General features: G+C 71.6%; 16 protein-coding genes and 2 rRNA genes. 3 read left to right on the top strand and 15 right to left on the bottom strand.

What is annotated here, in order from left to right; translation table 11 throughout:
• Positions 1–76 precede the first annotated feature (76 nt).
• The 4 genes from FHR36_RS17095 to FHR36_RS17080 all read right to left on the bottom strand — a co-directional run bounded on the left by FHR36_RS17095 (position 77) and on the right by FHR36_RS17080 (position 6,011).
• Positions 77–484 (bottom strand): hypothetical protein, encoded by a 408-nt coding sequence (locus FHR36_RS17095; RefSeq protein ID WP_253798077.1) that lies wholly within the window; start codon positions 482–484, stop codon positions 77–79.
• Positions 485–626: 142 nt separating this feature from the next.
• Positions 627–2,069 carry an aldehyde dehydrogenase family protein gene (locus FHR36_RS17090; RefSeq protein ID WP_253798075.1) on the bottom strand — a complete coding sequence of 481 codons (1,443 nt, stop codon included), beginning with the start codon at positions 2,067–2,069 and terminating at the stop codon, positions 627–629.
• A gap of 141 nt (positions 2,070–2,210) precedes the next feature.
• Positions 2,211–3,776 carry a PucR family transcriptional regulator gene (locus tag FHR36_RS17085; protein ID WP_253798073.1) on the bottom strand — a complete coding sequence of 522 codons (1,566 nt, stop codon included), beginning with the start codon at positions 3,774–3,776 and terminating at the stop codon, positions 2,211–2,213.
• Positions 3,777–3,989: 213 nt separating this feature from the next.
• Positions 3,990–6,011 carry an ATP-binding protein gene (locus FHR36_RS17080; RefSeq protein ID WP_253798071.1) on the bottom strand — a complete coding sequence of 674 codons (2,022 nt, stop codon included), beginning with the start codon at positions 6,009–6,011 and terminating at the stop codon, positions 3,990–3,992.
• A 228-nt stretch (positions 6,012–6,239) separates the two neighbouring features.
• On the opposite strand from FHR36_RS17080, the gene gabT reads away from it, so the two are divergent.
• From gabT to FHR36_RS17065, 3 genes are all read left to right on the top strand, one after another.
• The gene (gabT, locus tag FHR36_RS17075; RefSeq protein ID WP_253798069.1) at positions 6,240–7,580 is read left to right on the top strand and encodes a 4-aminobutyrate--2-oxoglutarate transaminase; all 1,341 of its coding nucleotides are present in this window, start codon (positions 6,240–6,242) and stop codon (positions 7,578–7,580) included.
• Between the two features lie 395 nt (positions 7,581–7,975).
• A complete protein-coding gene (locus tag FHR36_RS17070; protein ID WP_253798068.1) occupies positions 7,976–8,596 on the top strand; it encodes a phosphatase PAP2 family protein in 621 nt (206 codons plus the stop codon).
• Between the two features lie 97 nt (positions 8,597–8,693).
• On the top strand, positions 8,694–9,272 hold the full coding sequence (locus FHR36_RS17065) for a MarR family winged helix-turn-helix transcriptional regulator (RefSeq protein ID WP_253798067.1): 579 nt from the start codon (positions 8,694–8,696) through the stop codon (positions 9,270–9,272).
• Between the two features lie 171 nt (positions 9,273–9,443).
• On the opposite strand, the gene FHR36_RS17060 is transcribed toward FHR36_RS17065, so the two are convergent.
• The 11 genes from FHR36_RS17060 to FHR36_RS17010 form a co-directional block, all read right to left on the bottom strand.
• Positions 9,444–10,154 (bottom strand): ZIP family metal transporter, encoded by a 711-nt coding sequence (locus tag FHR36_RS17060; protein WP_253799353.1) that lies wholly within the window; start codon positions 10,152–10,154, stop codon positions 9,444–9,446.
• Between the two features lie 307 nt (positions 10,155–10,461).
• Positions 10,462–10,989, bottom strand: coding sequence for a DUF6278 family protein (locus FHR36_RS17055; RefSeq protein ID WP_253798066.1), 528 nt, complete (start codon positions 10,987–10,989; stop codon positions 10,462–10,464).
• Between the two features lie 104 nt (positions 10,990–11,093).
• Positions 11,094–12,848, bottom strand: a complete 1,755-nt coding sequence (locus FHR36_RS17050) for a restriction endonuclease (protein ID WP_253798065.1) — start codon at positions 12,846–12,848, stop codon at positions 11,094–11,096.
• Between the two features lie 141 nt (positions 12,849–12,989).
• Positions 12,990–14,804 (bottom strand): hypothetical protein, encoded by a 1,815-nt coding sequence (locus FHR36_RS17045; RefSeq protein WP_253798064.1) that lies wholly within the window; start codon positions 14,802–14,804, stop codon positions 12,990–12,992.
• Positions 14,805–14,990: 186 nt separating this feature from the next.
• On the bottom strand, positions 14,991–15,617 hold the full coding sequence (locus FHR36_RS17040) for a YigZ family protein (protein ID WP_253798063.1): 627 nt from the start codon (positions 15,615–15,617) through the stop codon (positions 14,991–14,993).
• Positions 15,618–15,705: 88 nt separating this feature from the next.
• Positions 15,706–16,995 (bottom strand): DUF6986 family protein, encoded by a 1,290-nt coding sequence (locus tag FHR36_RS17035; protein WP_253798062.1) that lies wholly within the window; start codon positions 16,993–16,995, stop codon positions 15,706–15,708.
• Positions 16,996–17,095: 100 nt separating this feature from the next.
• On the bottom strand, positions 17,096–18,688 hold the full coding sequence (locus FHR36_RS17030) for a DUF2637 domain-containing protein (protein WP_253798061.1): 1,593 nt from the start codon (positions 18,686–18,688) through the stop codon (positions 17,096–17,098).
• Between the two features lie 201 nt (positions 18,689–18,889).
• Positions 18,890–19,552 (bottom strand): response regulator transcription factor, encoded by a 663-nt coding sequence (locus FHR36_RS17025; protein ID WP_253798060.1) that lies wholly within the window; start codon positions 19,550–19,552, stop codon positions 18,890–18,892.
• Positions 19,504–20,940 carry a sensor histidine kinase gene (locus FHR36_RS17020; protein WP_253798059.1) on the bottom strand — a complete coding sequence of 479 codons (1,437 nt, stop codon included), beginning with the start codon at positions 20,938–20,940 and terminating at the stop codon, positions 19,504–19,506. The genes FHR36_RS17025 and FHR36_RS17020 overlap by 49 nt, the downstream gene beginning before the upstream one ends.
• Before the next feature lie 196 nt (positions 20,941–21,136).
• Positions 21,137–21,253, bottom strand: a 5S ribosomal RNA gene (gene rrf, locus FHR36_RS17015).
• A gap of 71 nt (positions 21,254–21,324) precedes the next feature.
• Positions 21,325–24,430, bottom strand: a 23S ribosomal RNA gene (locus FHR36_RS17010).
• Positions 24,431–24,632 lie beyond the last annotated feature (202 nt).

Here is a 24,632-nt window from a genome sequence, read left to right as displayed (position 1 = left end):
GTGGCGTGCCGACGAGGCGTCCTTCGCCGAGGTGTCGTTCGCCGAGGTGTCGTTCGCCAGCGCGTCCTTCGCCGGGCTACTTCCAGGCCCAGAGCTTTCCGGACGACTTCCCGGCTTCGTCGACCTCCCACTCGAACACCCCGGCGACGCCCCGGAGCCCCGCGAACTCGGCGGAGTCGCTCTCGTAGACGATCGAGCCGCGCCAACTGGTGCCGCCGGTCTCCGTGAACCTGCCGACCCCCTGCCCCTTCCAGGTCGCGTGCGCGCCCGTCGGGCTCATCAGGACGCCCTGACCGACGCCCTCCAGGGTGCCGTCGGCCCGCAACCGTCCGCTGTACGTCCCCATGTCGTTGACGGCGACCCCGAGCAGCGTGCCGCTCGCCACGAACGAGGTCTCCACCGTCGGCGGCAGTCCGTGCGCACCGGACACCACGCGCTGCACCGTCGTTCGGCCCTGTTCCTCGCCGATGAGATCTCCGAGCATGACCGGCCTCCCTTCCTCCCTTTCCGGACTACGCCCGGCCCCGGAGGCTGTCAAACCACGGCTGCCGACCCATGGCCGTCGAACCATGGCAAAGGCCCGCCACCGACGGTCGGTGACGGGCCTTCAGCCTGCTTCGGGGTGCTCAGAGGTCCAGGCCGGTGAGCACCAGGACGCGCTCGTAGGTGAAGTCGTCCATCGCGTACTTGACGCCCTCGCGGCCCACGCCGGAGTCCTTCACACCGCCGTACGGCATCTGGTCCGCGCGGTAGGACGGCGCGTCGCCGATCACCACGCCGCCGACCTCCAGCTCCCGGTGCGCCCGGAAGGCGGTCTGCACGTCGTGGGTGAACACGCCGGCCTGCAGGCCGAACGCGGAGTCGTTGACCGCGGCGAACGCCTCGTCGGTGGAGTCCACCCGGTGCAGCGACAGCACCGGGCCGAACACCTCGGCGGTGGCCAGGATGGCGTCCGCGGGCAGCTCGGCGACCACGGTCGGGGCGTACGCGGCACCCTCGCGGGTACCGCCGGTGAGGACCTTGGCGCCCTTGGCGACGGCGTCCTCCACCCACGCCTCGACACGCTTGGCGGCGTTCTCGTCCACCAGCGGGCCGACGTCGGTCGCGTCATCGTTCGGGTCACCGGTGACCTGCGCCTGCACCTTGGCGACGACCTTCTCCACCAGCGCGTCGTACACGCTCGCGTCGGCGATCACGCGCTGCACCGAGATGCAGGACTGGCCGCCCTGGTAGTTGGCGAAGGTGGCGATCCGGGTGGCCGCCCAGTCCAGGTCCGCCTCGGAGTTCCAGTCGGCGAGGACCACCGCGGCGGCGTTGCCGCCGAGCTCCAGGGTGACGTGCTTGCGCGGCACCGAGTCCATGATCTGGTAGCCGACCTTGTCGGAACCGGTGAACGAGATGACCGGCAGGCGCTTGTCCTGCACCAGCGCCGGCATCTTCTCGTTCGGCACCGGCAGCACGCTCCAGGAACCGACCGGCAGCTCGGTCTCGGCCAGGATCTCGCCGAGGACCAGCGCGGACACCGGGGTGGCCGGGGCCGGCTTCAGGATGATCGGGGCACCCACCGCGATCGCCGGGGCGACCTTGTGCGCGACCAGGTTCAGCGGGAAGTTGAACGGCGCGATGCCCAGCACCACACCGCGCGGGAAGCGGCGCACGATCGCGTACCGGCCGGTGCCGCCCGGGTCGGTGTCCAGCCGCATGGTCTCGCCGTTGGTCCGGCGGGCCTCCTCGGCCGCCCAGCGGAACACCGACACCGCGCGGCCGACCTCGCCGCGGGCCCACTTGATCGGCTTGCCGTTCTCGGCGGTGATCAGGCGGGCGATCTCCTCGGTCCGCTCGGCCAGCCGCTTGGACACGTGGTCCAGCGCGGCGGCGCGCACGTGCGCCGGGGTCGCGGCGAACACCGGGACCGCGGCGGCGGCGGCCGCCACGGCCTCCTCCACCTGCGCGTCGGTCGGCACGCTGACCTTGGCCACCAGGCTGCCGTCGTGCGGGTGGCGGACCTCGAAGTCCGCGTCGCCGCTCGCCCGGCGGCCGGCCAGCCAGAACTCATGGGTGGTGGTCACGGTCGTACCGGCCCTTCCCTCGAAAACCAGTGGGTTACGCACCCACGGTAGGGGCGGGCCGGAGCAAACCGGATTGGACGCGGTGGAGCGAACTCCTCGCCGGCCGGTACACAGTGGCGCAAACCTCCAGGGGTGCCCTGGCTAGTCCTCGCCCGCCCGCAGGGCGAGCCAGAGCTCCATCCGGACGTCGGTGTCGTCCAGCGACCGTCCGAGCAGCTCCTCCACCCGCTTCATGCGGTAGCGCAGCGTGTGCCGGTGCACCCCGAGGTCCGCGGCGGCGGCGTCCCACTGGCCGTGCCGCGACAACCAGGCGCGCAGCGAGGCGACCAGGTCGCCGCGGGCGGTCCGGTCGTGCTCGCGCAGCGGCCGCAGCAGCCCCTCCGCGAACGCGGTCACCGCCTCCTCGCCGAGCAGCGGCAGCAGCGAACCCGCGCCGACCTCCTCGTGGTCCACCGCCCGCCGGCCGCCGCGCTGCGCGACCGCGAGCGCCCGTTCGGCCTGCGCGTACGCGGTACCGGCCTCCTCCAGGGTGGCGGGCGCGGAGACTCCGAGCGACAGGCCCTCCTGCTCCTCGACCGCGCCGAGGCAGGCCCGGTGGGCGGCGCCGTGGTCGCCGGCGAGCACCATCAGGCGCGGGCCGTGGGCCCCCTCCTCGCGGGCCACCAGCAGCTTCTCGCCGACCTTGCCGCCGGCCTGCTCGGCCCGGTCGCCGAGTTCGCCGAGCGCCTCGGCCGCCTCCGGCCCGGGGCTCGCGGCGGCGACCAGCACCCTGATGGTGCCCTCGGGCAGGCCGCCGAACAGTCCGGCGGCGACCTGGCGGGCGGTGGCGACCTCGCCGGCCAGCACCATCCGCAGCAGCGCCGCGCCCATCCGCTCCTCGGCCTCCCGCAGCTCGCGCGAGCGCTCCAGGGTGAGGGTGAGCAGCGCGACGGCGGCGTTCAGCACGTAGCGCTCGGTGGGGGTGATGCGGTCCTCGGTACCGACCGCGAGGAAGCCGCGGGGACGGCGGTCGGCGCCCAGCGACTGGACCACCACGTAGTCCTCGTCGGCGGTGTCGATCGTCCCGGACCGGCCCTGCAGGGCGGCGCTGGACGGGGCCGGGCGCCGGCGCAGCCGGTCGACCTCGGCGGCGAGCCGGCCGGCGCGTCTCGCGGCCCAGTCCGGGGCGACCGCGGAGAGCGCGCCCGAACCGTCGTACAGTGCGGCCCACCCGCCGAGCCGGGCGGCCAACCGGCGGACCACCGCGGTGGTGCCGTCCTTGCCGAGCGCGGCCCGGGTCAGCTCCTCCTGCGCCTCGAAGCTGGTGGTGACCGCCTCGTACTGCTCGGCGGCGAGCGCGGCGGAGACGGCCTTGGAGATCGCGATGAAGGGCGTCGCCTCCGGCACCCGCAGCAGCGGCAGGCCGCGCTGGGCGGCCGCGTCGACCAGCGCCTGCGGCACCTCGGTGTGCGAGAGCCCGACGCCCAGCCCGAGCCCGACCACGCCGGCGTCGGCCAGGCGGTGGATGTAGGCCTGCAGGCCGGCGGCGCTCTTGCCCAGCTTGATGCCGGTGGTGAGCAGCAGCTCGCCGCCCTCGAGGAACGGCGTGGGGTCGTCCAGCTCGCTGGTGTGCACCCAGCGGACCGGCCGCTCCAGGTGGTCCGCTCCGGCGAGAACCGTCAGGTGGAGCGCGGAGTTGCGGACGACGGAGGCGAGTGTGGGGGGCATGGCACCTTCGGTGGTTCGACCCGGCTGCGCCGTTGCGGCCGGGCGAGTGAGGGATCTAGCACCCATTATGTACGGCTCGGACAAGCGCGAGTGCCGGAATCCGCCGGTCCGGAGCTTCCGTTCGTATGACAATCCGCCCTACTGGCGGGTAGCCCACCGGGTAGTGGGCCAAAGCAGCCAAACGACCGGCCGCCCGCAGAGCCGGAGCCGGCCCTAGCCGCGCAGGTCCACCAGCAGCGGCGGCACCTGCTCCCCGCCGACCGAGGTCAGCGACACCACCGCGTGGCCGGTCGGCAGCGCGTGCGCCAGGTCCGAGGGCGACCAGCGGTGCCGCTCCACGTCCCGGGTGGTGACCGACTGGGTCTGCGCGGTGGTGCCCGACAGCAGCTTGCGCACCGTCCGGGCCGACCGGCGCAGCATCCCGCCCGAGGTGTCCGGGGTGTGGGTGATCGCGGTCTCCTTCACCAGATGCGTCCCCCAGGCCTCCGAGAACAGCTTGCCGTCCCACGGCGCGATCCCGGGGAAGGCCATCCGGCACCCCACCGCGCCGAACAGCGGCGCCCGCAGCGCCTCCGGCAGATCCGCCAGGGTCCGCAGCAGCAGCACCGCCCCCGCATTGGCCCCGCGCATCCCCTGCAGCCCCCGCACGGTCTGCGCGTCCACCGCGGCGGTCGCGTCGTCCACCACCAGCCCGGCGAACAGCGTCCGGTCCTTCCTCGCCGTCACCGCCTGCACGAACTGCCCCACCAGCAGCCGCGACAGCATCCGCGCCGCCTCCGGGTGGCTGCGCTCGGGCAGCTTCACCCGGACCCGCAGCGGATGCTCCAACGCCCGCATCGCGAACGCCGGCCTGGCGTCCGGACCACCGGAGAAGGCGCTCGCCAACGCCGGACGGTCCAGCAGCGCCAACCGGTCCGCCAGCAGCGCCCCCGGATCGTCCGCCCGCCCGTGCCGCGCCGCCCGCTGCTGCAGGTCCGCCTCGAACTCCGCGTACCGCCCAGCCGCCCGCAGCCCCTCCGCCACCGCGGCCCAGCCCTCCGGCTCGCCGCCCAGCAGCCCGCGCAGCTCCCGCACCCCCGGATAGCGCCCGTACGCCGCCTGGAACGGGCCCACCACCTGCTGCATCGCCGTCCGCGCACTCTCCCCGCGCGACGCCAGCTCGTCCGGCAGCAGCGCATCCGCCAACCGGGCCGCCGCCTCGTCAGCGGTCGGCGCCGCCCCGTACAGGTCCAGGCCGTACGGCGCCGCGGGGTCGCCCGGCGCGATCACCACGTCGTACCAGGAATCCGGCCCCAGATCCGCCTCGGCCGCCCCGACCACCACGGCACACGCCGCACCCGCCAGCGCCTGCAGGCACAGCGCCTCCGCCACCGGCCGCGCCAGCCCCGCCGTCTTCCCCGTCCCCGCCGGGCCCACCGCCAGCAGCGAAGTGCCCAGCACCTCGGGGTCGAGGGCGAAGCCCGCGCTGCGGTGCGACAACGGGTTCTTGATCACGTCCTGCGTGGTGCCGAGCCGCACCTGACGGACCAGCAGGTCATGCCGCCCACCCCGCCCCGGCAGGTCCCGGGCGCCCGACGGGTGCCCGCACGCCGCCGCCCCCCGCGCCGCCACCTGCTCCACGAACTCCCCCACCAACGACGGCTCCGCCACCACCGACCGCCATGCCTGATGGATCCGCACATAGTCCACGTCCCCCACGGCCTCCCCCTCCAGCCGCCCCGCCACATCCCCCACCCCGCGCAACTCCGCCCACACATCGGCGGGCCCCACCACCGCGGGCGCGTCGGGGGCCGCCGGTTCCTGGGTGACTGTCCGCGCCAGCGTCGGGGCGATCCACCGCCGCCAGACCTCCGCCCACCGCCCCATCCGGCCGAACAGGGCAACAGCGGCGAACAGCACCAGCAGGTTCACGACCAGCGCGAGCAGGATCGTCGGAAAGGTCGGCAGCGACCCGAGGCCGAGGAGACCGAGGCCCGAGAGCGCCAGTCCGCGCCCGTAGATGAAGGCGAACCAGGCCACGATCAGATTCAGGACGGCGCGGAGCAACAACGCCCCTGCCGGCACACCCGCCGCTTCCGCCTGCGACTCGGTGAGCGGCACGTAGTTCTGCCGGTAGATGCCCGGAGGGGTCTGGGGCCGGGGGGCGGCGACCCAGGTGGGGAGGTGGAAGGGGTGGGGGCGTTGGGCCGGAAGAGGGGTGCGGTTGGTCTGTGCGGTGTGCTGCGTGTGTTCCATGTCCCGGCCCCGATCCCTCTCCCACCACCGGCAGTGCCATACCCGCGCCGCCTGCCCCGCGACACGCCCGCGCTCAATGTAGTGGAGTGGAGGGGCGGGCAAGCCGATCTCCGGCCACTGGCCGCGCAGGACAATTCGGACGGCCCAGCACTACCGAGTGGCGCATGCCCGACCGTGCCGCCCCGCCGTAGCCTGCGAACACCGCGCCTTGAGATTTGGAGACACACCATGAGCGCTGCAACGCCGCTCCCGCAGGAGCGCCGCCTGGTCACCGCGATCCCCGGCCCGAAGTCGCAGGAGCTGCAGGCTCGCAAGCTCGGCGCGGTGGCCGCCGGTGTCGGCACCACGCTGCCCGTGTACGTGGCGCGCGCCAACGGCGGCGTGCTGGAGGACGTGGACGGCAACAGCCTGATCGACTTCGGTTCCGGCATCGCCGTGACCAACGTCGGCAACAGCGCCGAGGCGGTCGTCGCCAAGGCGTCCGAGCAGCTGGCCGCCTTCACGCACACCTGTTTCATGGTCACCCCGTATGAGGGGTACGTGGCGGTGGCCGAGGAGCTGAACGCGCTCACCCCGGGTGACCACGAGAAGCGCACCGCGCTGTTCAACTCGGGCGCCGAGGCGGTCGAGAACGCGGTGAAGATCGCCCGCGCGTACACCAAGCGCACCGCGGTCGTGGTGTTCGACCACGGCTACCACGGCCGGACCAACCTGACCATGGGTCTGACCGCGAAGAACATGCCGTACAAGCAGGGCTTCGGTCCGTTCGCGCCGGAGATCTATCGGGTGCCGGTGGCGTACCCGTACCGCTGGCTGACCGGTTCGGAGAACTGCGCGGCCGAGGCCGCGGCCCAGGCGATCGACATGATCAACAAGCAGATCGGCGCGGACAACGTCGCGGCGATCATCATCGAGCCGATCCAGGGCGAGGGCGGCTTCATCGAGCCGGCCAAGGGCTTCCTGCCGGCCATCGTCGAGTACGCGAAGGCCAACGGCATCGTCTTCGTCGCGGACGAGATCCAGACCGGCTTCTGCCGGACCGGCCAGTGGTTCGCGTGCGAGGACGAGGGCATCGTCCCGGACCTGATCACCACCGCCAAGGGCATCGCCGGCGGTCTGCCGCTGGCCGCGGTGACCGGTCGCGCCGAGATCATGGACGCCGCGCACGCGGGCGGCCTGGGCGGCACGTACGGCGGCAACCCGGTGGCCTGCGCCGCCGCGCTGGGCTCGATCCAGACCATGAAGGAGCTGGACCTCAACGCCAAGGCGCAGCGGATCGGCGAGGTCATGAAGGCCCGCCTGCACGCGATGCAGGAGAAGTTCGAGGTGATCGGCGAGATCCGCGGCCGCGGCGCGATGATCGCGATCGAGCTGATCAAGCCGGGCACCAAGGAGCCCAACCCCGAGGTGACCGCCGCCGTGGCGAAGGCCTGCCACGCCGAGGGCCTGGTGGTGCTGACCGCCGGCACCTACGGCAACGTGCTGCGCTTCCTGCCGCCGCTGGTGATGCCCGAGCACCTGCTCACCGAGGGCCTCGACATCATCGAGAACGCCTTCGCCGGCGTCTGACGGCCCGCTCGTCGAACGGCCCCCGAGGGCCCCGACGGCCTCTTCAGTCGAACGGCAGTCGAACGGCCGGTCCCTTCGGGGGCCGGCCGTTCGACGTTTCCGCGCAGACTCGTGGACGGGCGTGGAGGTTGCCCGGTGGGTGGTGAAGATGCTGTGCACGATGGCCGGAGTCCCTCTTGCCCGGCACTGGCTTTGACGTACTGTCATGACAGATGGACAGCGAACCGCAACCCTTAGCGACGCCGTCCTCGGCCCCGCTCGGGGCTGAGGAAATCACAGACCGATCGACCGACCGTCCGGCCCACACCCCCCGGACCGCACGGGACGGCGATCACCTGGGCCGCCCCGGAGCTCTCCCCCCTGCTCCGGGGCGGCTTCTTTCGTATGTCGTGCCCATGGCACTGGCGTTGCTGTTCGCCCTGATCTCCTGGCAGGTGGCCGTCGACGGCCCGCTGCTCGGGGTGGACACCGGCGTCCGCGGGGCGGTCCACGACCTGCGCCGCACGCTGCTCAGCATCCCGCTCAACCACCTCGGGGTGGCGCTGTCCGACCTGGGCGGTGGGATTCCGGCCGTTCCGGTACTGCTCGGCTGCGCCGGGGCCGCCGCCCGGCTGGAACGGCGGGCGGGCCGGCAACGCTGGTGGCTGCCGCTGCCGACGGCAGCAGTCGCCGCCGTCCTGATCCCGCTCCTGGTGGTACCGGCCAAGGCCTACTTCGCCCGCCCCGGCCCGTACGGCCTGCCGCTGGCCGCCGACCAGTGGGGCTGGTACCCGTCCGGCCACACCGCCACCTCCGCCATCGCCTACGGCTCGGCCGCCCTGCTGCTCGCCCGCTCCTTCGGCCGCCGCGTCGCCCGCCGGCTGATCGCCGGTACGGCTGCGCTCTGCCTCGGCGTCGGCGCCGGCCTGGTGTGGAGCGACTACCACTGGTTCCTCGACGTCGTGGCCAGCTGGTGCCTGGCCGGTCTGCTGCTGCAGGCCCTCGCGGCCGTCCTCCGCCGCTTCGGCAGCCACTGACCTCCGCGACTGCCGCACGGCGGCCCATGGCCCGGGCGGTGGTACGGCCTGCGGAAGCCGCGTCCGGGCGGGGCGGACCCGGCGCTAACCTGTGCGCATGACCACCCCGCCGACTGCCGACACCGCCGCGGAGCTGGCCGACGCGCTCACCCGGGCGATGAAGCGGATCCGGCGCCAGACCATGCGACGCCTGGAGCCGTACGGCATCACCCCCGGCCAGGCCCGGGCCCTGCGCACGCTGGCGCACGCGCCGGGCTGCGAGGGCCGCGAGACCATGCGGCTGAGCGAGCTCGCCGAGCGGCTGCACATCGCGCCGCGGTCGGCGACCACTGTGGTGGACGCCCTGGAGGAAGCCGGCCTGGTCACCCGCACCCCCGACCCGGCCGACCGCCGCGCCGTCCGGCTGGTGCTGACCGAGAACGGCTGGGGCGCACTGGAGCGGATCGGCCAGGTCCGGCACGAGGTGGCGCAGGAGTACTTCGGTCCGGTCGGCCCCGCCGAGCAGGACGCGCTGCTGCGCGCCCTGCGGGCGGCCGAGGCCGCGTACGAGGCGTCCGCCGACGGTGCGGCTACCGCAGCCACGGCGGCGACTCCGGCAGTGGCCCACCAGGACCGGACGACGCCCGACCCGGCAGCGTCCGACCGGCCCGCGGCCGGCGGGGTTGCAGCGCCGTAGGTCCGATCCCTGCGATCGCCGGCAGCGCGGCTGCCCCGGCCGTACCGGCCTGAACCGCTCCCCCGGCCCTGGCGGGTGAGCACGTTGGACAGGCCCCGGCCCGCCGCGACGACGACGACCAGTGTGAACGCCCCGATCGGGTCGGAGTCGGCCCGACCGGCCTGACCGGCCTCAGGAGGCGAGGCCGATCACCAGCCACATGAAGGCCACCCCGAGCAGGGTGCACAGCAGTGTGGTCCGGGAGGGGTGCGGGCTGTGCGCCTCCGGCAGGATGTCGGAGGTGGCCAGGTAGAGCAGGAATCCGGCGAAGAAGCCCAGGTAGAGCCCGAGCAACTGCTCCGGGATGGTGAAGAGCAGGGTGATCGCCGCGCCGGTGATCGGCGCCAGCGCGTCGGCCGCCAGCAGGGTCAGCGCTCGCCGCCGGTTGTTCCCGTACAGCCGGGTGATGGTGTAGGTGTTGAAGCCGTCCGCGAAGTCGTGCGAGACCACGGCGATCGCCACCGCGGTGCCGACCGTGCCGCCCGCCTGGAACGCCGCGCCGATCGCGAAGCCGTCCATCACGCTGTGCCCGACCAGCGCGGCGGCCGCGGTGAGCCCGATCCCCTGCTCGCGCGGCCGGTGGTGGTGGGTGTGGGCGGCGTACTCGCCCTCGTGGCCGCGGTGGATGGCCACCGCCCGCTCGATCACGTGGATCACCAGGAAGCCCGCCGCGAACATCAGCAGCGCCTGCGGGACACCGTGCAGCTCGTCCGGGGCCGCCGCCAGCGCCTCGGGCAGCAGGTCGAAGGCGACCACGCCGAGCATCAGACCGGCCGCGAGGCCCAGCACCAGGTGGCGGCGGTCGCCGGTACGGTGCGCCACCCAACCGCCGACCAGGGTCATCAGGAAGGCGCCAGCGGCGACCAGCACGGCGGTCACAGCGGCCTCCCCACACGGCTCGCCGGCCCCACGGCTGCGCGGCGGTCCGGCGGTGGTCCGAGGGGTCGGGCGGCCGCGCGAACCGCTGCCCACGGGCGCAGTCGCCCGACCCGGGGCCGGCAGTGCCGAAGCCCTGCGCCCCACCCTCCCGGCCGCGGGGCGGACGCGCTCGGCGGACGGTCCGTCAGGGTGACAGCGGCGGAGACGACCGGGATGCGGCCCGGTGGATGCCCGGGACACGGGGTGGGTCGGACGGCCGGGAGGTGGACACTCAGACCTCGGTGGAGGCCAGGTAGGCGGCAGCCAGCTGCGGGGTGCCCTGGTCGGCCCAGCCGTGGCCGAGGACGGTGACGTCCACCTCCCGCCCGCTGGGCAGGACGAGCATCGGGCGGCCCTGCTCACCGATCCGCCAGTGGGCGCCGGGGACGGTGCGGTGCAGCACCGTGCCCAGGTAGAGGCCGGCGTCGTTGCCGAGCCACTCCGACACCTGCGGATCGTCCCGCCACGCGGGGAGCAGCTGGTCGAGCGCGGTCAGTGAGGTGACGCTGTCGTCGAGGGCCACGCCGGCGTCCTCGGCCAGTTCGCGCAGCAGCCCGCACTCGCCGAACAGCTCGGCCATCGACCGCTCCCGGTCCGCGACGGTGCCCGCAACGGCATCCCCGGCCGGTTCCTCGGGCGGATCCGCGGTCCAGGCCGTCGATTCCGCGTGGCCGCTCGGGCCGGTGGGTGGCGCCGCGGCGTCGGGCGCGGCCCCGGCACGGTGCCGGGCCCGCCAGCGGTCCATGAATCCGATTCCCACCGCCCCAGACTGACAGCCCGTGCCCGCTGTCGCCCGCCGACACCACGGTGGACACTGCGGTTGACGCCGCGGTCGACACGGCAGTTGTCGGCTCGGTCGGCTGCTCAGTCGTCGGCTCGGTCGGCGGTGGTCAGCGGGAGGCCGAGGTGGGTCTGCGCCAGCTCGCGCAGGCCGGGACCGTCGATCAGGTGGATCCGCTGGTAGCCCTCGGCGGCGGCCAGGTCGAGCGCCTCCTCGGCGAACCGGCCGGTGGTCAGCCGCAGCCCCCGCTCGGCACCCTCCTCGCGGACCGCCTCCGCCAGCGTCCGCACCTCCTCGGCGGCCACCTCGTCGGACCCGCGCGAGGCCCACACCACCCAACGGCCGGGCAGCGCGCTGCCCCGCGCGCCCTCGGCGGTGGCCACCAGGCCGGCCGGGCCGCGCAGCCGTACGCTCCAGCCGGTCAGGCCGCCTGCCGTCAGGACGGTGCGGACCAGGTGGGCGAACTCGTTGGGCGACAGCTCTGCGGTGGCGGGCACCGCTGCCCCGACGGTGGCGCACGGGGTCACCGGCTCGCCGGTGTACGGGTCGGGGGTGACCACGGCGGAGAGTTCGCGCAGCCGTACCAGGGCCTCGTCCTGCTCGGCGTCGGCGTAGACGCCGTGGCCGGTGCCGTCCTCCTCGCCGTGGGGGGTCGGGTCGGTGCGGTCGGCGGGGCCAGCAGGGCCGGCAGAGCCAGCGGCGGTGTCCGGAGCGGTGAGCACCAGGCGGGTGCGGGCCAGGGCGTCGCGGTCGGCGTCCACGCTGAGCAGGCAGAGCGGTTCGGCTCCCAGGACGCGCAGCCAACCGTTGAGGACCACGCCGGACAACACCTCGTCGGTGTCGACCGCGTCGGCGGCCTGGAGCGCGCGCAGGGCGAGCCGGGCGGCCAGCCGGAGGTAGTCGGAGGCCCGATCGGCCGCGGCACGGGGCACCGGCTCGATCCGGCCGTCGGCGACCAGGCGGTAGCCGTCGAGCGAGGGGGCCACGTCCAGCGGCGGCAGGTCGAGGTCGAGGACGGCGGTGCGGGTGAGCGGGCGGAACAGTGCCCGGCACGGGGCCGGGAGGTCCTGGGTGGAGCCCTCGGCGGCGGCCAGCGCCCGCTCCAGCAGTGACTCCACGGCCGCCGGCTCGCCCAGCCGGTAGGCGCGGCGGCACTCCTCCAGCGACTCGTTGTACTCCTGGACGGCCCGGGCCCGGGACCGTTCGGCCTCGTCATGGGCGGCCCGGGCCACCTGGGTGCCGCTGTCGGCGGCCTCCGCCCGGCGGGTGCGCCACTCACGCAGGGCGCGCTGGTGACCCAGCCGGGCCTGGGCCAGCTCCCGCTGGTAGCCGGAGTCGAGCAGGCGGCGGGAGGGCGGCTGGTCCGGGTCGGTGTCGACCGGTTCGGCGGGCGCGAAGTCGGCCCAGGCCGGCTCGGGGTCCTCCGCGCCCGCCGCGCCTTCGGAACCGTCCGCGAACAGGCGCGGTTCGTAGCGGCGCAGCTGGCTCTCGAAGTCCATGGCGGAGACCGGCAGGGCGGCCCGGCGCAGCAGGTCGGCGAGGTGCTCGTGCTCGGCCCGGACGGTGAGGGTGCGGTGGTGGGTCAGCGCGGCGGCCCGGCCGTGGGCGGCGACCTCGTCGTCCGGCGGACTCCCGGGCTGACCAGCCTGCCCGGCCGGAGACTCCGAGCCGTCGGGCGCGGGCGCTACCTCCGCAGCTACGGCCTGCTCGCGTGCGGCCTGCTCGGGCAGGGCGTGCTCGGGCAGCTCGGCACCGAGGTCGCGGAAGACCGAGGCCAGGAAGCCGGGCTGGAGGACCGCGGCGGTGCCGTCCGGGCGGTCCTCGGCTGCGTACTGCATCGGCGGTCGCTCCCCCTGCTCGTCCGGCGCTGGTCGGCGGGGCCGCGCGGTCGTCCGCGGTCCGCGCGCGGCGGCCCCGTGCAGCATTGTCCCCCGTGCGGCCGACCCGGGTCAGCCAAGCCGGACAGTTGGTCAGCCTCCTCAGTTGGTACGGGTGTTGCTCAGGTGCAGGCCAATGTAGCCGACGTAGATCCGGCCGCTGCCGGAGCAGTCGTCGAGGTAGTGGACACGCGGGGCGGTGCCGCCGCCGCCGATCCGCAGGTGCGCTCCCATGAAGGCCCGCCGGGAGGAATCCACGCAGGCGGGGACGGGCAGCATCCGCTGCCGCTTCCACTTGGCGTGGCTGGTGACCGTCCGGGACTCGCCGCGCACCGCCTTGCGCGGCGGGAAGCGGTGACAGCCCGGCGGGGTGTGCTCGCACCACTGCTTGAAATCGCCGCCCGCCTCGCCGCGGACCGCGGCGGCCGCGTACTCCTGGAGCGCCGTCAGGCCCTCCCAGGTCAGCCGGGCCCAGCCGACGCCGTCGCACTGGCCGTCCAGCGCCAGGGTCTCCTTGCTGTCGCCGGTGAATTCGAGCAGCGGGAACTCGGTGAAGCGTCCGACCAGTTCGTTGAAGCTGCCGGGTGCCGAGCCCTCGTCCGCCAGCGCCTCGGCGGTCAGCCCGGCGAGGTCGACCGCATCCGCTCCGGCGACCGTCCGCAGCCGGCCGGTCAGCACCCGGACCTGGGCGCTGACGTGGCGCAGCGCCGCGTACTGCTCGTCCGTCTCGGCCAGCAGCCGGACCTCCCGGCGGCGGGCGCGGTGGAGGCTGCGGTGGGCCCGTTGGAGCTCGTCCGCCCTGGCCTGCCGCTCGCGGCGGTCGAGCTCCGTGCACTCGTACCCGTCCGCTGCCGACCGGAGGGTGTCGGCGGCCTCCCGCGGCACGGCCGCGGGGTGCGGCCGACGGCCCTCGGCCGGATGCCGCCGGGCCTCGGGCGGGAGCTGGAGTACCGGGACGGCGGCCAGCAGTGCGGGCAGCGGGAGTTCGGCAGCGATCCGGCGCGGCTCGCGGGCCAGCAGGGCGGCGGCCCGGCGGACGTCCTCGTCGATCCGCTGCCGGGGCAGCACGGGGTGGCGCACGCTGTCGTACCGGGACGCCGGGTCGACCTCCGGCAGGTAGGTGCGGACCGCGCCGCCGTAGACCTTGTGGTACTCCAGCGCCAGGTTGAAGCGGGGCAGCGCGGTGTGGCCGAGGACGTAGAGCGAGGCCAGGCCCGGCAGTTGGCGCAGCAGCGGGTGGAGGACCTCGGCCGCCCAGGTCTCCACCGGCACGGCCGGCGGGACGCTGGCGACCACCACCGGCAGCCGGCGCGCCGGGTCGCAGAGTTCGTCGATCAGGTCGTCCACATCCTCGGGCCGGACGGTCTGCGGGACGGTGGAGAGCAGGACCGGGCCGTCGGCGGCGTCCAGCAGGGGCAGCAGGGTGTGGGCGAGTTCGGGGACGTGGACCCGGCCGGCCGTCCGGACGCCCTGGCCGGCGGGCAGGTGTTCGGCCTCCAGGCGGACCAGTGAGGGGCCGTCGGCATGCTCGGACGCGACGGTCACGGTCAGCTGGGCGGTGCCGTGCGGGGCGGGGGTGCGCAGCCGACGGCGGCTGAAACGGGCCGCCAGGGCATCGGAGGTGGCGGTCGATGCGGTAGATGCGAGCGGTGTCGGCTGTACCGGAAGTGCGGGCGGTGCGGGTGTGACCGACGCGAGGCTCGTGGTCAGGGGACCGGAGTCGCGGTCGAGCAGGATGCGCTCGCCGAGTCGGAGGCGCTCGGGCGGGGCGTCCGCCGCTGGGGGTGGCGGCTCCTCGTGGCCCTCCTGTTTGAGCCAGGCGGCCAGGAGCTCGTCCACCAGGGAGAGCGTGTCGCGGTGCGGCCGTGGTGTGGCGGCCGTCATCCGGTAGGGCGGCGGGGTGTGGTCGGTTGTCATGCTCGATACCTCCCGTGGCGCGGCGGTGGGGCCTGAAGTCCTCCATCTGGGTCGGGTTCTTGTGGGGAATGACGAATCAGCCCGGAGTGGAAGTTCCGACTCCGGGCGCTGTTCATTCGTTCGAGTGTTACTCGGGCGAAGTTCTTGCCTGCCGACCGGGCGCCGCCCACCTGCTGCGGGACGGTGTCAGACCGGGACCTCGACGAAGGTCCGGCCCGCCGCCACCGCCTGCGCGCCGCCGCCGGTGGCCTCGGCCAGCCAGGTGTGAAATCCCGTCACTTCCGGCTCCGGTACGCCGACCTCGATCCGCACCCCGTCCGGCTCGTACGCCATGCCGTTCACCGCGTACCCGGCGGCCCGCAGGTCGTTCTCCAGCCGGCCCGCCCTGGTGTGGTCGGTGGAGACCGCCAGCAGCGCCACCGGCCTCCGCTCCAGCAGGCCGGCCTCGTCCAGCGCCTCGGAGACCGCGCCGCCGTACGCCCGGACCAGGCCGCCCGCGCCCAGTTTGATGCCGCCGAAGTAGCGGGTGACCACCGCGACCGTGTCGGTCACCCCGCGGCGGCGCAGCACCTCCAGCATCGGCACCCCGGCGGTCCCGCCGGGCTCGCCGTCGTCGCTGGAGCGCTCGCGCCGCTGGTCGTCGCCGACCACGAAGGCGGTGCAGTTGTGCCGGGCGTCCCAGTACTGCTTGCGGACCGAGGCGATGAACGCCTGCGCCTCCTCCTCGTCGGAGACCCGGGCCAGGTGGCAGATGAACCGCGACTTCTTGATCTCGATCTCGTGCGAGAGGGGGCGCCGGATGGTCAGGTACACCCCGCCACCCTAACGCCGCCGGCGCCGCGTCCCGGCGCCGGTCGGCGGGTCGGTCAACGGCCGGTCGGCAGGTAGGTCGGCGGGTCGGTCAGCGGCTGGCCAGCTCGTCCAGGCGGGCGCGGTCCAGGCCGGTGAGCCCGGTGACCTCGGCCAGGTCGACCGCGCCGCAGTCCAGGCCGCGCAGCACGTAGCCGCTCAGCGCCCGGGCGGTGGCCGGCTCGTCCATCACGTCACCGCCGGCCTTGGCCACGTACGCCGCCAGGCGAGCGGCGGCGGCCTGCAGGCCCTCGCGGTAGAAGGAGTACACCGCGACGTAACGGGTGGGCAGGTGGGCCGGGTGCATGTCCCAGCCCTGGTAGTAGGCACGGACCAGCGAGCGGCGGACCAGCCCGTGGTGGAGCTTCCAGGCCGCGTGCACCTGCTCGGTCGGACCGGTCGGGATGACGTTGGTCGAACCGTCGGACAGGCGCACCCCGGTGCCCGCGGCGGCGACCTGCATCACGGCCTTGGCGTGGTCGGCGACCGGGTGGTCCATCGACTGGTAGGCGGCGCTGACGCCGCAGGCCGCGCTGTAGTCGAAGGTGCCGTAGTGCAGACCGGTGGCCCGGCCCTCGGCGGCCTCGATCATCCGGGCCACGGTGGCGCGGCCGTCCGGGCCGAGGATCGCCTGGGTGGTCTCGATCTGGATCTCGAAGCCGATCCGCTTCGCCGGCAGGCCGGCCCGCTGCTCGAAGTCGTCCAGCAGACGCACCAGCGCGGTGACCTGCTCGGCGTAGGTCACCTTGGGCAGGGTGAGGACCAGGCCGTCCGGCAGGCTCCCCTCGGCCAGCAGGGTCGCCAGGAAGAGCTCCAGGGTGCGGATGCCGCGGTCGCGGACCGCCGCCTCCATGCACTTGATCCGGAGGCCGATGTACGGCGGCGCCGTCCCGTCGGCCACCGCGGCGGCCACCAGACGGGCGGCGCGCTCGGCGGCCGCGTCCTCCTCGGCGTCCGGACGGGGGCCGTAGCCGTCCTCGAAGTCGATGCGCAGGTCCTCGATCGGCTCGCGCTCCAGCTTGGCGCGCACCCGGGCGTGGACGTCGGCCAGCAGCGCGTCGGCGGGCACGCCCAGCGCGGCGGCGAGCTGCTCCGGCGTGGCGGCGTGGGTGTCGAACGCCTCCAACGCCTGGCTGCCCCAGCTGCGGACGGTGTCCGCGTCGAAGGCGTCGGCCGGGACGTAGACCGTGTGCACCGGCTGCCGGGTCCCGGGCTCGCCCGGGTAGCGGCGGGCCAGGTCGGCGTCGACCGGGGCCAGCAGCGCCTCCACCGCGGCCCGAGCGGCGGACGAGAAGGACGCCCCGTCCTCGGGCTTGCTACCGTCCACCTGGGCCTGCGCCATCCCGACTCCTCCACCGCGGCATACCGTTCAACAAATTGTTGATGTGAAGGTAGTGGCGCCGCGCCGGGCCCGTCAATGACTGCCCGGCTGTGGGACTCGCTCAGTCGCGGCCCGAGGTGACGTAACGATCCTGCAGCTTCGTCCAGACGCTCTCCAGGTCACGCGGACCCACCGAGCCGTTCGGACGGGAGCCGACCATGCCCACCTCGTGGGTCAGGTACTCGGCGAAGATCTCCGGGGTCGGGTGGTGGTCGTAGGTGTCGATGTAGCCGATCAGCGCGTCGTAGCAGAGGTCCAGATCCAGCGGCTCGGCCGAACCGCGCCGACCGCCCGCAGCGTCCTGACCCGCGTCATCCGCACCGTCGACGCCCTCAGCCCCGTCGAACGGCAGCGGCTCCGCGTGCGCGGCCTGCGACGACGGGAGCGGGAACTCCTGCTCCATCGTCATCTCGCCGTCCAGCCTCATCGGCCGGTGACCGATCAGGATCGGCTCCGCCTCCACCTCGTCCACCGCGCCCAGCGGCGGCTCCGGCATCCGGCGCTGCTGCTCCTGCACCATCTGGGCTATCCGCCGCTGCTGAGCCTGCTGGTCCTGCAGCTCCTGCTGGGCCGGGCGCGCCTGGCGGGGCAGCTGGGCCTGCTGGCTCTGACGGGACTGCTGAGACTGCTGGGGGCGAGGGCTCTGGGCCGGGGCGACCGGCGCCGCACCCGGGCGAGTGACCCGCGGCGGCTTGAACCACGGGGACGCCTGGCCCGGCACCCGCGCGCCGTACTCCTCGCCCGACGGCTGCTCCGCCGACATCCGCACGGCCCGCGACGTCCACACGTCATTGACCTCGTCCGCCGCCGGGTGCGCCACCCCCGGCTCGGCCGCCTGCGGGTCCTGCGCGTCGCGCAGCCGCACCGCGGCCAGCTTGGCCAGCGTCGGCACCGCCACCGCGGCGGACACCGCCGACACCGCCTGCTGCCCGCCGGCCTCCAGCGCCGCACCGGCCATCGCGTGGTTCGCCTCCAGCGGACCGTCGATCCGGTCCAGGATGCCCGGGTCCAGCGGCACGCCGTACTTGGCCAGCTTCAGCGGCAGCAGCGCCTGGAACGGCGCCGACCTGCGCCAACCCCGCCCGTACCGGAACCGGAGCTGGGCCCGGTAGACCAGCCGGTTCTGCTCCAGTCGCACCGTCTCGTCGTACGAGCGGAGCTCCCACAGCTTCATCCGGCGCCACAGCCGGAACGTCGGCACCGGGGAGAGCACCCAGCGCATCAGACGCACCGACTCCATGTACCGGTCGGCGGTGATCGCCGCGATCCGGCCCACGGCGTGCCGGGACGCCTCGACCACGACCACGAACAGCACCGGGATGACCGCGTGCATCGCCATGCCGAGCGCGTCGCCCCAGGACGCCGCCGCGTTGAACGCGATCGTCGCGGCCGTCAGCAGCCACGCGGTCTGACGCAGCAGCGGGAACGGGATCCGCAGCCAGGTCAGCACCAGGTCGAGTGCCAGCAGCACCACGATGCCAGCGTCGACACCGATCGGGAACGCGTAGGAGAAGGCGCCGAAGCCCTTCTGCAGCGCGAGCTCCCGCACCGCGTTGTACGAGCCGGCGAAGCCGATGCCCGAGATCACGCAGGCGCCGGCGGCGACCACGCCCAGCAGGGCCCGGTGGGCTCGGGTAAGGGATGGACGTGCCATTCGTTGATCAACCCCTGGGACTCGGCTGCTGCCGTTGCTGCCGAACGCGACCTGTCGACGCCGAGCCCAGTTCCGACCCGCTCTCCCGCCCGGGCGGGATCACCGCCGGGCGCAGGAGAGCTGCGCTGTGGACCGTCTCGGCCCACCGGATACTACTCGCACGAGCGTTCAACCATTTCCCCTGCCTGACGGCTCGAGCGCCTATCGGGAGGTCGTCGGCGACCCGTTGAGGTAGGCCAGGACTGCCAGGACACGGCGGTTGGCGTCCTCGTCGGGCGCCAGCTCCAACTTCGTGAAGATATTGGCAATGTGCTTGGCGACCGCCCCGTCGCTGACCGTCAACCGGCCCGCGATGGCCGAGTTGGAGCATCCCTCCGCCATCAGCCCCAAGACCTCCCGCTCCCGCCGCGACAACCGCTGCAGCGGCTCGGCCCGCGCGCTGCTCTGCAGCAGCGTGCCGATCACGTCCGGGTCCATCGCCGTTCCGCCGGCCGCGACCCGGCGGACCGCGTCGATGAACTGCCCCGCGTTGAACACCCGGTCCTTCAGCAGGTACCCCACCCCGCCGGAGCCGTCGGCCAGCAGCTCACGCGCATACAGCTGCTGCACGTGCTGCGAGAGCACCAGCACCGGGAGCCCGCGGATCTGACGGCGTGCCGCCAGCGCCGCTTGAAGACCCTCGTCCGTGAAGGTCGGAGGCAACCGTACGTCCACCACCGCCACCTCCGGTCGGTGCTCCAGCAGCGCCGACAGCAGATCCGGACCCGTCTCGACCGCTGCCGCGATGGTGAACCCGTGCGCCTCCAGCAGCCGCGTCAGCCCTTCTCGGAGGAGGTAGAGATCCTCGGCGAGGACAACGCGCACGGCAGCTCCATGGTGATGGTCGTCGGCCCGCCCGGCGGGCTGCTCAGCGAGAGCACACCGTCGAAGGTACCCAACCGCCGCTCGATCCCCAGCAACCCACCACCGCCCTCGAAGTGGGCTCCGCCTCGGCCGTCGTCCGTGACCGTCACCCGCAGCAGGCCCGCCCGGAACATGATGTCCACCCAGACCTGCTCGGCACCCGAGTGCTTCCCCGCGTTGGCCAGCAGCTCACTCACGCTGAAGTACGCCGCCGCCTCCATCGGCGCCTCCGGACGGCCCGGCAGACTCACCGTCACCTCGGTCGGCACCGCGCTCCGCAACGCCAGCTCCCGCACCGCGTCCGCCAGACCCCGCTCGGCCAGCACCGGCGGGTGGATTCCGCGCACCAGGTCGCGCAGCTCCTGCAAGGCCTGGGCCGAGGACTGCCGCGCCTCCGCCAGCAGCACCCGCGCCGCGGGCTGGTCGGTCTCCATCAGGTGCTCGATCGTCCCCAGGGTCAGCCCGATCGCGACCAGCCGCGCCTGAGCACCGTCGTGCAGGTCGCGCTCGATCCGCCGCAGCTCGGCCGCCTGGGCGTCCACCGCATCCGCCCGCGTCACCGTCAGCTCCTCGACCCGTCGGCTGAGCTGCGCGTGGCTCGGACGGACACCCCGACCGAGCACCCGGCAGGCCACATCACCGTGCGCCCGCACTGCGTACGGCATCGCCAGCAGGCCGGCCAGCAGCGCGGTGCCCCCGAGAAGGATGGAGAAGAGGTAGCCGAGGGGGTTCTCGCTGGAGAGCGCGCCGTAGGTGCGCTCGTCCACGCCCATGGTCAGCAGGAAGCCGGCGCCCCCGACCATCAGCACCATCGGCGGCCCGAGCAGCGAACCCGCCACCACCGGATTGGCCGCCAGCCACGCCGCCTCGTTCCGGGTGGCCCGGTCGCGCACCGCCCAGTGCACGTAGCCGAACAGCCGGGCGACGGTCTGGTCCCGGTGGTACGAGTACCCCGTCCACCAGTGGCCGCGATCGTCCTGCTCCAGTGCTTGCCTCGGCATGTACCCCGGCTCCAGGGCAACACCCGACCAGCGCCCGACCTGCGACCGTGTCAGCCGGGCGGACCGTCGCGCGCACCAGAGCGCCGTCGGAACACCGACCAGGACAGCGGTCAACAGGCCGAGCAGCGGCAGGGCATCGACGTACCAGTACTGCTTGGCGACGAACAGCACCGCGAGGACCGTGACGAGGCCCGGCACGAAGACGCCGGCGAACGCACCCGCCAGGACGGCCGCCGCCCGACCGGCCGCGACGAACGACTGCTGGAGACGGACCCCCATGCCCTCGGTCAGCGACGGTTTGCCCGCCCTGCCCCCACCGGGACCACCGAACTGACTGGTCGCTGCCACCGCGTGCTCCTGACTGTCGGGGCGGACCGCTCCGCCGGCTCCCACAGTCTTCCGGGAACGCCAGGGGGAATCACTGGCTGTGTCACCCGTCTTTGAGGTGGACCTAGGACCACCTTTGGGGCGGGTACGAGGTACAGGCCCGGAAATGCGAAAAGCCCCTCCCGGTCTCCCCGGGAGGGGCTATTTCTGAAGAATTGTTCGGCGGCGTCCTACTCTCCCACAGGGTCCCCCCTGCAGTACCATCGGCGCTGTGAGGCTTAGCTTCCGGGTTCGGAATGTAACCGGGCGTTTCCCTCACGCTATGACCACCGAAACACTATGAAACTGTCGACCCGCCGGCAGGGCGGTCGTTGTTTCAGAACAACACAGTGGACGCGAGCAACTGAGGACAAGCCCTCGGCCTATTAGTACCGGTCAACTCCACCCCTCACGAGGCTTCCATATCCGGCCTATCAACCCAGTCGTCTACTGGGAGCCTTACCCTCTCAAGGAGGTGGGAGTGCTCATCTCGAAGCAGGCTTCCCGCTTAGATGCTTTCAGCGGTTATCCCTCCCGAACGTAGCCAACCAGCCATGCCCTTGGCAGAACAACTGGCACACCAGAGGTTCGTCCGTCCCGGTCCTCTCGTACTAGGGACAGCCCTTCTCAACACTCCTACGCGCACAGCGGATAGGGACCGAACTGTCTCACGACGTTCTAAACCCAGCTCGCGTACCGCTTTAATGGGCGAACAGCCCAACCCTTGGGACCTACTCCAGCCCCAGGATGCGACGAGCCGACATCGAGGTGCCAAACCATCCCGTCGATATGGACTCTTGGGGAAGATCAGCCTGTTATCCCCGGGGTACCTTTTATCCGTTGAGCGACGGCGCTTCCACAAGCCACCGCCGGATCACTAGTCCCTACTTTCGTACCTGCTCGACCCGTCAGTCTCACAGTCAAGCTCCCTTGTGCACTTACACTCAACACCTGATTGCCAACCAGGCTGAGGGAACCTTTGGGCGCCTCCGTTACTCTTTAGGAGGCAACCGCCCCAGTTAAACTACCCACCAGACACTGTCCCTGATCCGGATCACGGACCCAGGTTAGACATCCAGCACGACCAGAGTGGTATTTCAACGTCGACTCCACGACAACTGGCGTTGCCGCTTCACAGTCTCCCACCTATCCTACACAAGCCGAACCGAACACCAATATCAAGCTATAGTAAAGGTCCCGGGGTCTTTCCGTCCTGCTGCGCGAAACGAGCATCTTTACTCGTAATGCAATTTCACCGGGCCTGTGGTTGAGACAGTCGAGAAGTCGTTACGCCATTCGTGCAGGTCGGAACTTACCCGACAAGGAATTTCGCTACCTTAGGATGGTTATAGTTACCACCGCCGTTTACTGGCGCTTAAGTTCTCAGCTTCGCCACGACGAATCGTGACTAACCGGTCCCCTTAACGTTCCAGCACCGGGCAGGCGTCAGTCCGTATACATCGCCTTACGGCTTCGCACGGACCTGTGTTTTTAGTAAACAGTCGCTTCTCGCTGGTCTCTGCGGCCACCACCAGCTCGGGGAGCAAGTCCCGTCACCAGCAATGGCCCCCCTTCTCCCGAAGTTACGGGGGCATTTTGCCGAGTTCCTTAACCACAGTTCACCCGAACGCCTCGGTATTCTCTACCTGACCACCTGAGTCGGTTTGGGGTACGGGCCGCCATGAAACTCGCTAGAGGCTTTTCTCGACAGCATAGGATCATCCACTTCACCACAATCGGCTCGGCATCAGGTCTCAGACTATGTGAACGGCGGATTTGCCTACCGTTCGTCCTACACCCTTACCCCGGGACTACCACCGCCCGGGCTGGACTACCTTCCTGCGTCACCCCATCGCTCACCTACTACCCCGTCGGGTCACCGGCTCCACCACGTCCCTTTGTCCGAAGACTCCGGGCCGGCTTCACGGGCTTAGCATCAGAGGGTTCAGCGTTGGCGCTTCAAAGCGGGTACGGGAATATCAACCCGTTGTCCATCGACTACGCCTGTCGGCCTCGCCTTAGGTCCCGACTTACCCTGGGCAGATCAGCTTGACCCAGGAACCCTTGGTCAATCGGCGCAAGAGTTTCCCACTCTTGTATCGCTACTCATGCCTGCATTCTCACTCGTGAACCGTCCACAACTCGATTCCTCGGCTGCTTCACCCGGCACACGACGCTCCCCTACCCATCACAGCGGGCGTTGGCCCTATTGCTGCAATGACACGACTTCGGTGATGTGCTTGAGCCCCGCTACATTGTCGGCGCGGAATCACTTGACCAGTGAGCTATTACGCACTCTTTCAAGGGTGGCTGCTTCTAAGCCAACCTCCTGGTTGTCTCTGCGACTCCACATCCTTTCCCACTTAGCACACGCTTGGGGACCTTAGTCGGTGTTCTGGGCTGTTTCCCTCTCGACCATGGAGCTTATCCCCCACAGTCTCACTGCCGCGCTCTCACTTACCGGCATTCGGAGTTTGGCTAAGGTCAGTAACCCGGTGAGGCCCATCGCCTATCCAGTGCTCTACCTCCGGCAAGAAACACGCGACGCTGCACCTAAATGCATTTCGGGGAGAACCAGCTATCACGGAGTTTGATTGGCCTTTCACCCCTAACCACAGGTCATCCCCCAGGTTTTCAACCCTGGTGGGTTCGGTCCTCCACGCGGTCTTACCCGCGCTTCAACCTGCCCATGGCTAGATCACTCCGCTTCGGGTCTTGGGCATGCAACTCAAACGCCCTATTCGGACTCGCTTTCGCTACGGCTACCCCACACGGGTTAACCTCGCTACACACCGCAAACTCGCAGGCTCATTCTTCAAAAGGCACGCAGTCACAGTCCGAAGACTGCCCCCACGGCTTGTAGGCACACGGTTTCAGGTACTATTTCACTCCGCTCCCGCGGTACTTTTCACCATTCCCTCACGGTACTATCCGCTATCGGTCACCAGGGAATATTTAGGCTTAGCGGGTGGTCCCGCCAGATTCACACGGGATTTCTCGGGCCCCGTGCTACTTGGGAAATGAGCAAGCAAGCCGTACAGATTTCGTCTACGGGGGTCTTACCCTCTACGCCGGACCTTTCGCATGTCCTTCGACTATCCATACGGTTTCTGACTCGCCGACCGGCCGGCAGACCGATCAAGCTCACTCCCACGACCCCGTCACGGCAACCCCTGCCGGGTCTCACACCATGACGGTTTAGCCTCATCCGGTTTCGCTCGCCACTACTCCCGGAATCACGGTTGTTTTCTCTTCCTGCGGGTACTGAGATGTTTCACTTCCCCGCGTTCCCTCCACATACCCTATGTGTTCAGGTATGGGTGACAGCCCATGACGACTGCCGGGTTTCCCCATTCGGACACCCCCGGATCAAAGCTCGGTTGACAGCTCCCCGGGGCCTATCGCGGCCTCCCACGTCCTTCATCGGTTCCTGGTGCCAAGGCATCCACCGTGCGCCCTTAAAAACTTGGCCACAGATGCTCGCGTCCACTGTGCAGTTCTCAAACAACGACCAGACACCCACCCGAACAGGCATGGGACCGGCACTCCATGAGGCAACTTCCGTTCCCTCAGGACCCAACAACGTGCCCGACACAGTCGATCCCAGAATCCGCGTTCCACGCCGAAGCAGTACTAGCGCTCTCTGTTCACTTCCTGTGCCGAATAGTCAACGT

The sequence above is a fragment of the Kitasatospora cinereorecta genome (assembly GCF_024172095.1).
Lineage (GTDB): Bacteria > Actinomycetota > Actinomycetes > Streptomycetales > Streptomycetaceae > Kitasatospora > Kitasatospora cinereorecta.
Note: the sequence above shows the minus strand (reverse complement) of the source record. Positions and strands in the feature narration are given on the sequence as shown.

Bases quoted from the DNA above. Each gene is read 5' to 3' on its own strand.
- FHR36_RS17095 (WP_253798077.1), bottom strand. From the start codon at position 484: ATGCTCGGAGATCTCATCGGCGAGGAACAGGGCCGAACGACGGTGCAG.
- FHR36_RS17085 (WP_253798073.1), bottom strand. From the start codon at position 3,776: ATGCCCCCCACACTCGCCTCCGTCGTCCGCAACTCCGCGCTCCACCTG.
- FHR36_RS17080 (WP_253798071.1), bottom strand. From the start codon at position 6,011: ATGGAACACACGCAGCACACCGCACAGACCAACCGCACCCCTCTTCCG.
- gabT (WP_253798069.1), top strand. From the start codon at position 6,240: ATGAGCGCTGCAACGCCGCTCCCGCAGGAGCGCCGCCTGGTCACCGCG.
- FHR36_RS17070 (WP_253798068.1), top strand. From the start codon at position 7,976: ATGGCACTGGCGTTGCTGTTCGCCCTGATCTCCTGGCAGGTGGCCGTC.
- FHR36_RS17065 (WP_253798067.1), top strand. From the start codon at position 8,694: ATGACCACCCCGCCGACTGCCGACACCGCCGCGGAGCTGGCCGACGCG.
- FHR36_RS17060 (WP_253799353.1), bottom strand. From the start codon at position 10,154: ATGACCCTGGTCGGCGGTTGGGTGGCGCACCGTACCGGCGACCGCCGC.
- FHR36_RS17050 (WP_253798065.1), bottom strand. From the start codon at position 12,848: ATGCAGTACGCAGCCGAGGACCGCCCGGACGGCACCGCCGCGGTCCTC.
- FHR36_RS17045 (WP_253798064.1), bottom strand. From the start codon at position 14,804: ATGACAACCGACCACACCCCGCCGCCCTACCGGATGACGGCCGCCACA.
- FHR36_RS17035 (WP_253798062.1), bottom strand. From the start codon at position 16,995: ATGGCGCAGGCCCAGGTGGACGGTAGCAAGCCCGAGGACGGGGCGTCC.
- FHR36_RS17030 (WP_253798061.1), bottom strand. From the start codon at position 18,688: ATGGCACGTCCATCCCTTACCCGAGCCCACCGGGCCCTGCTGGGCGTG.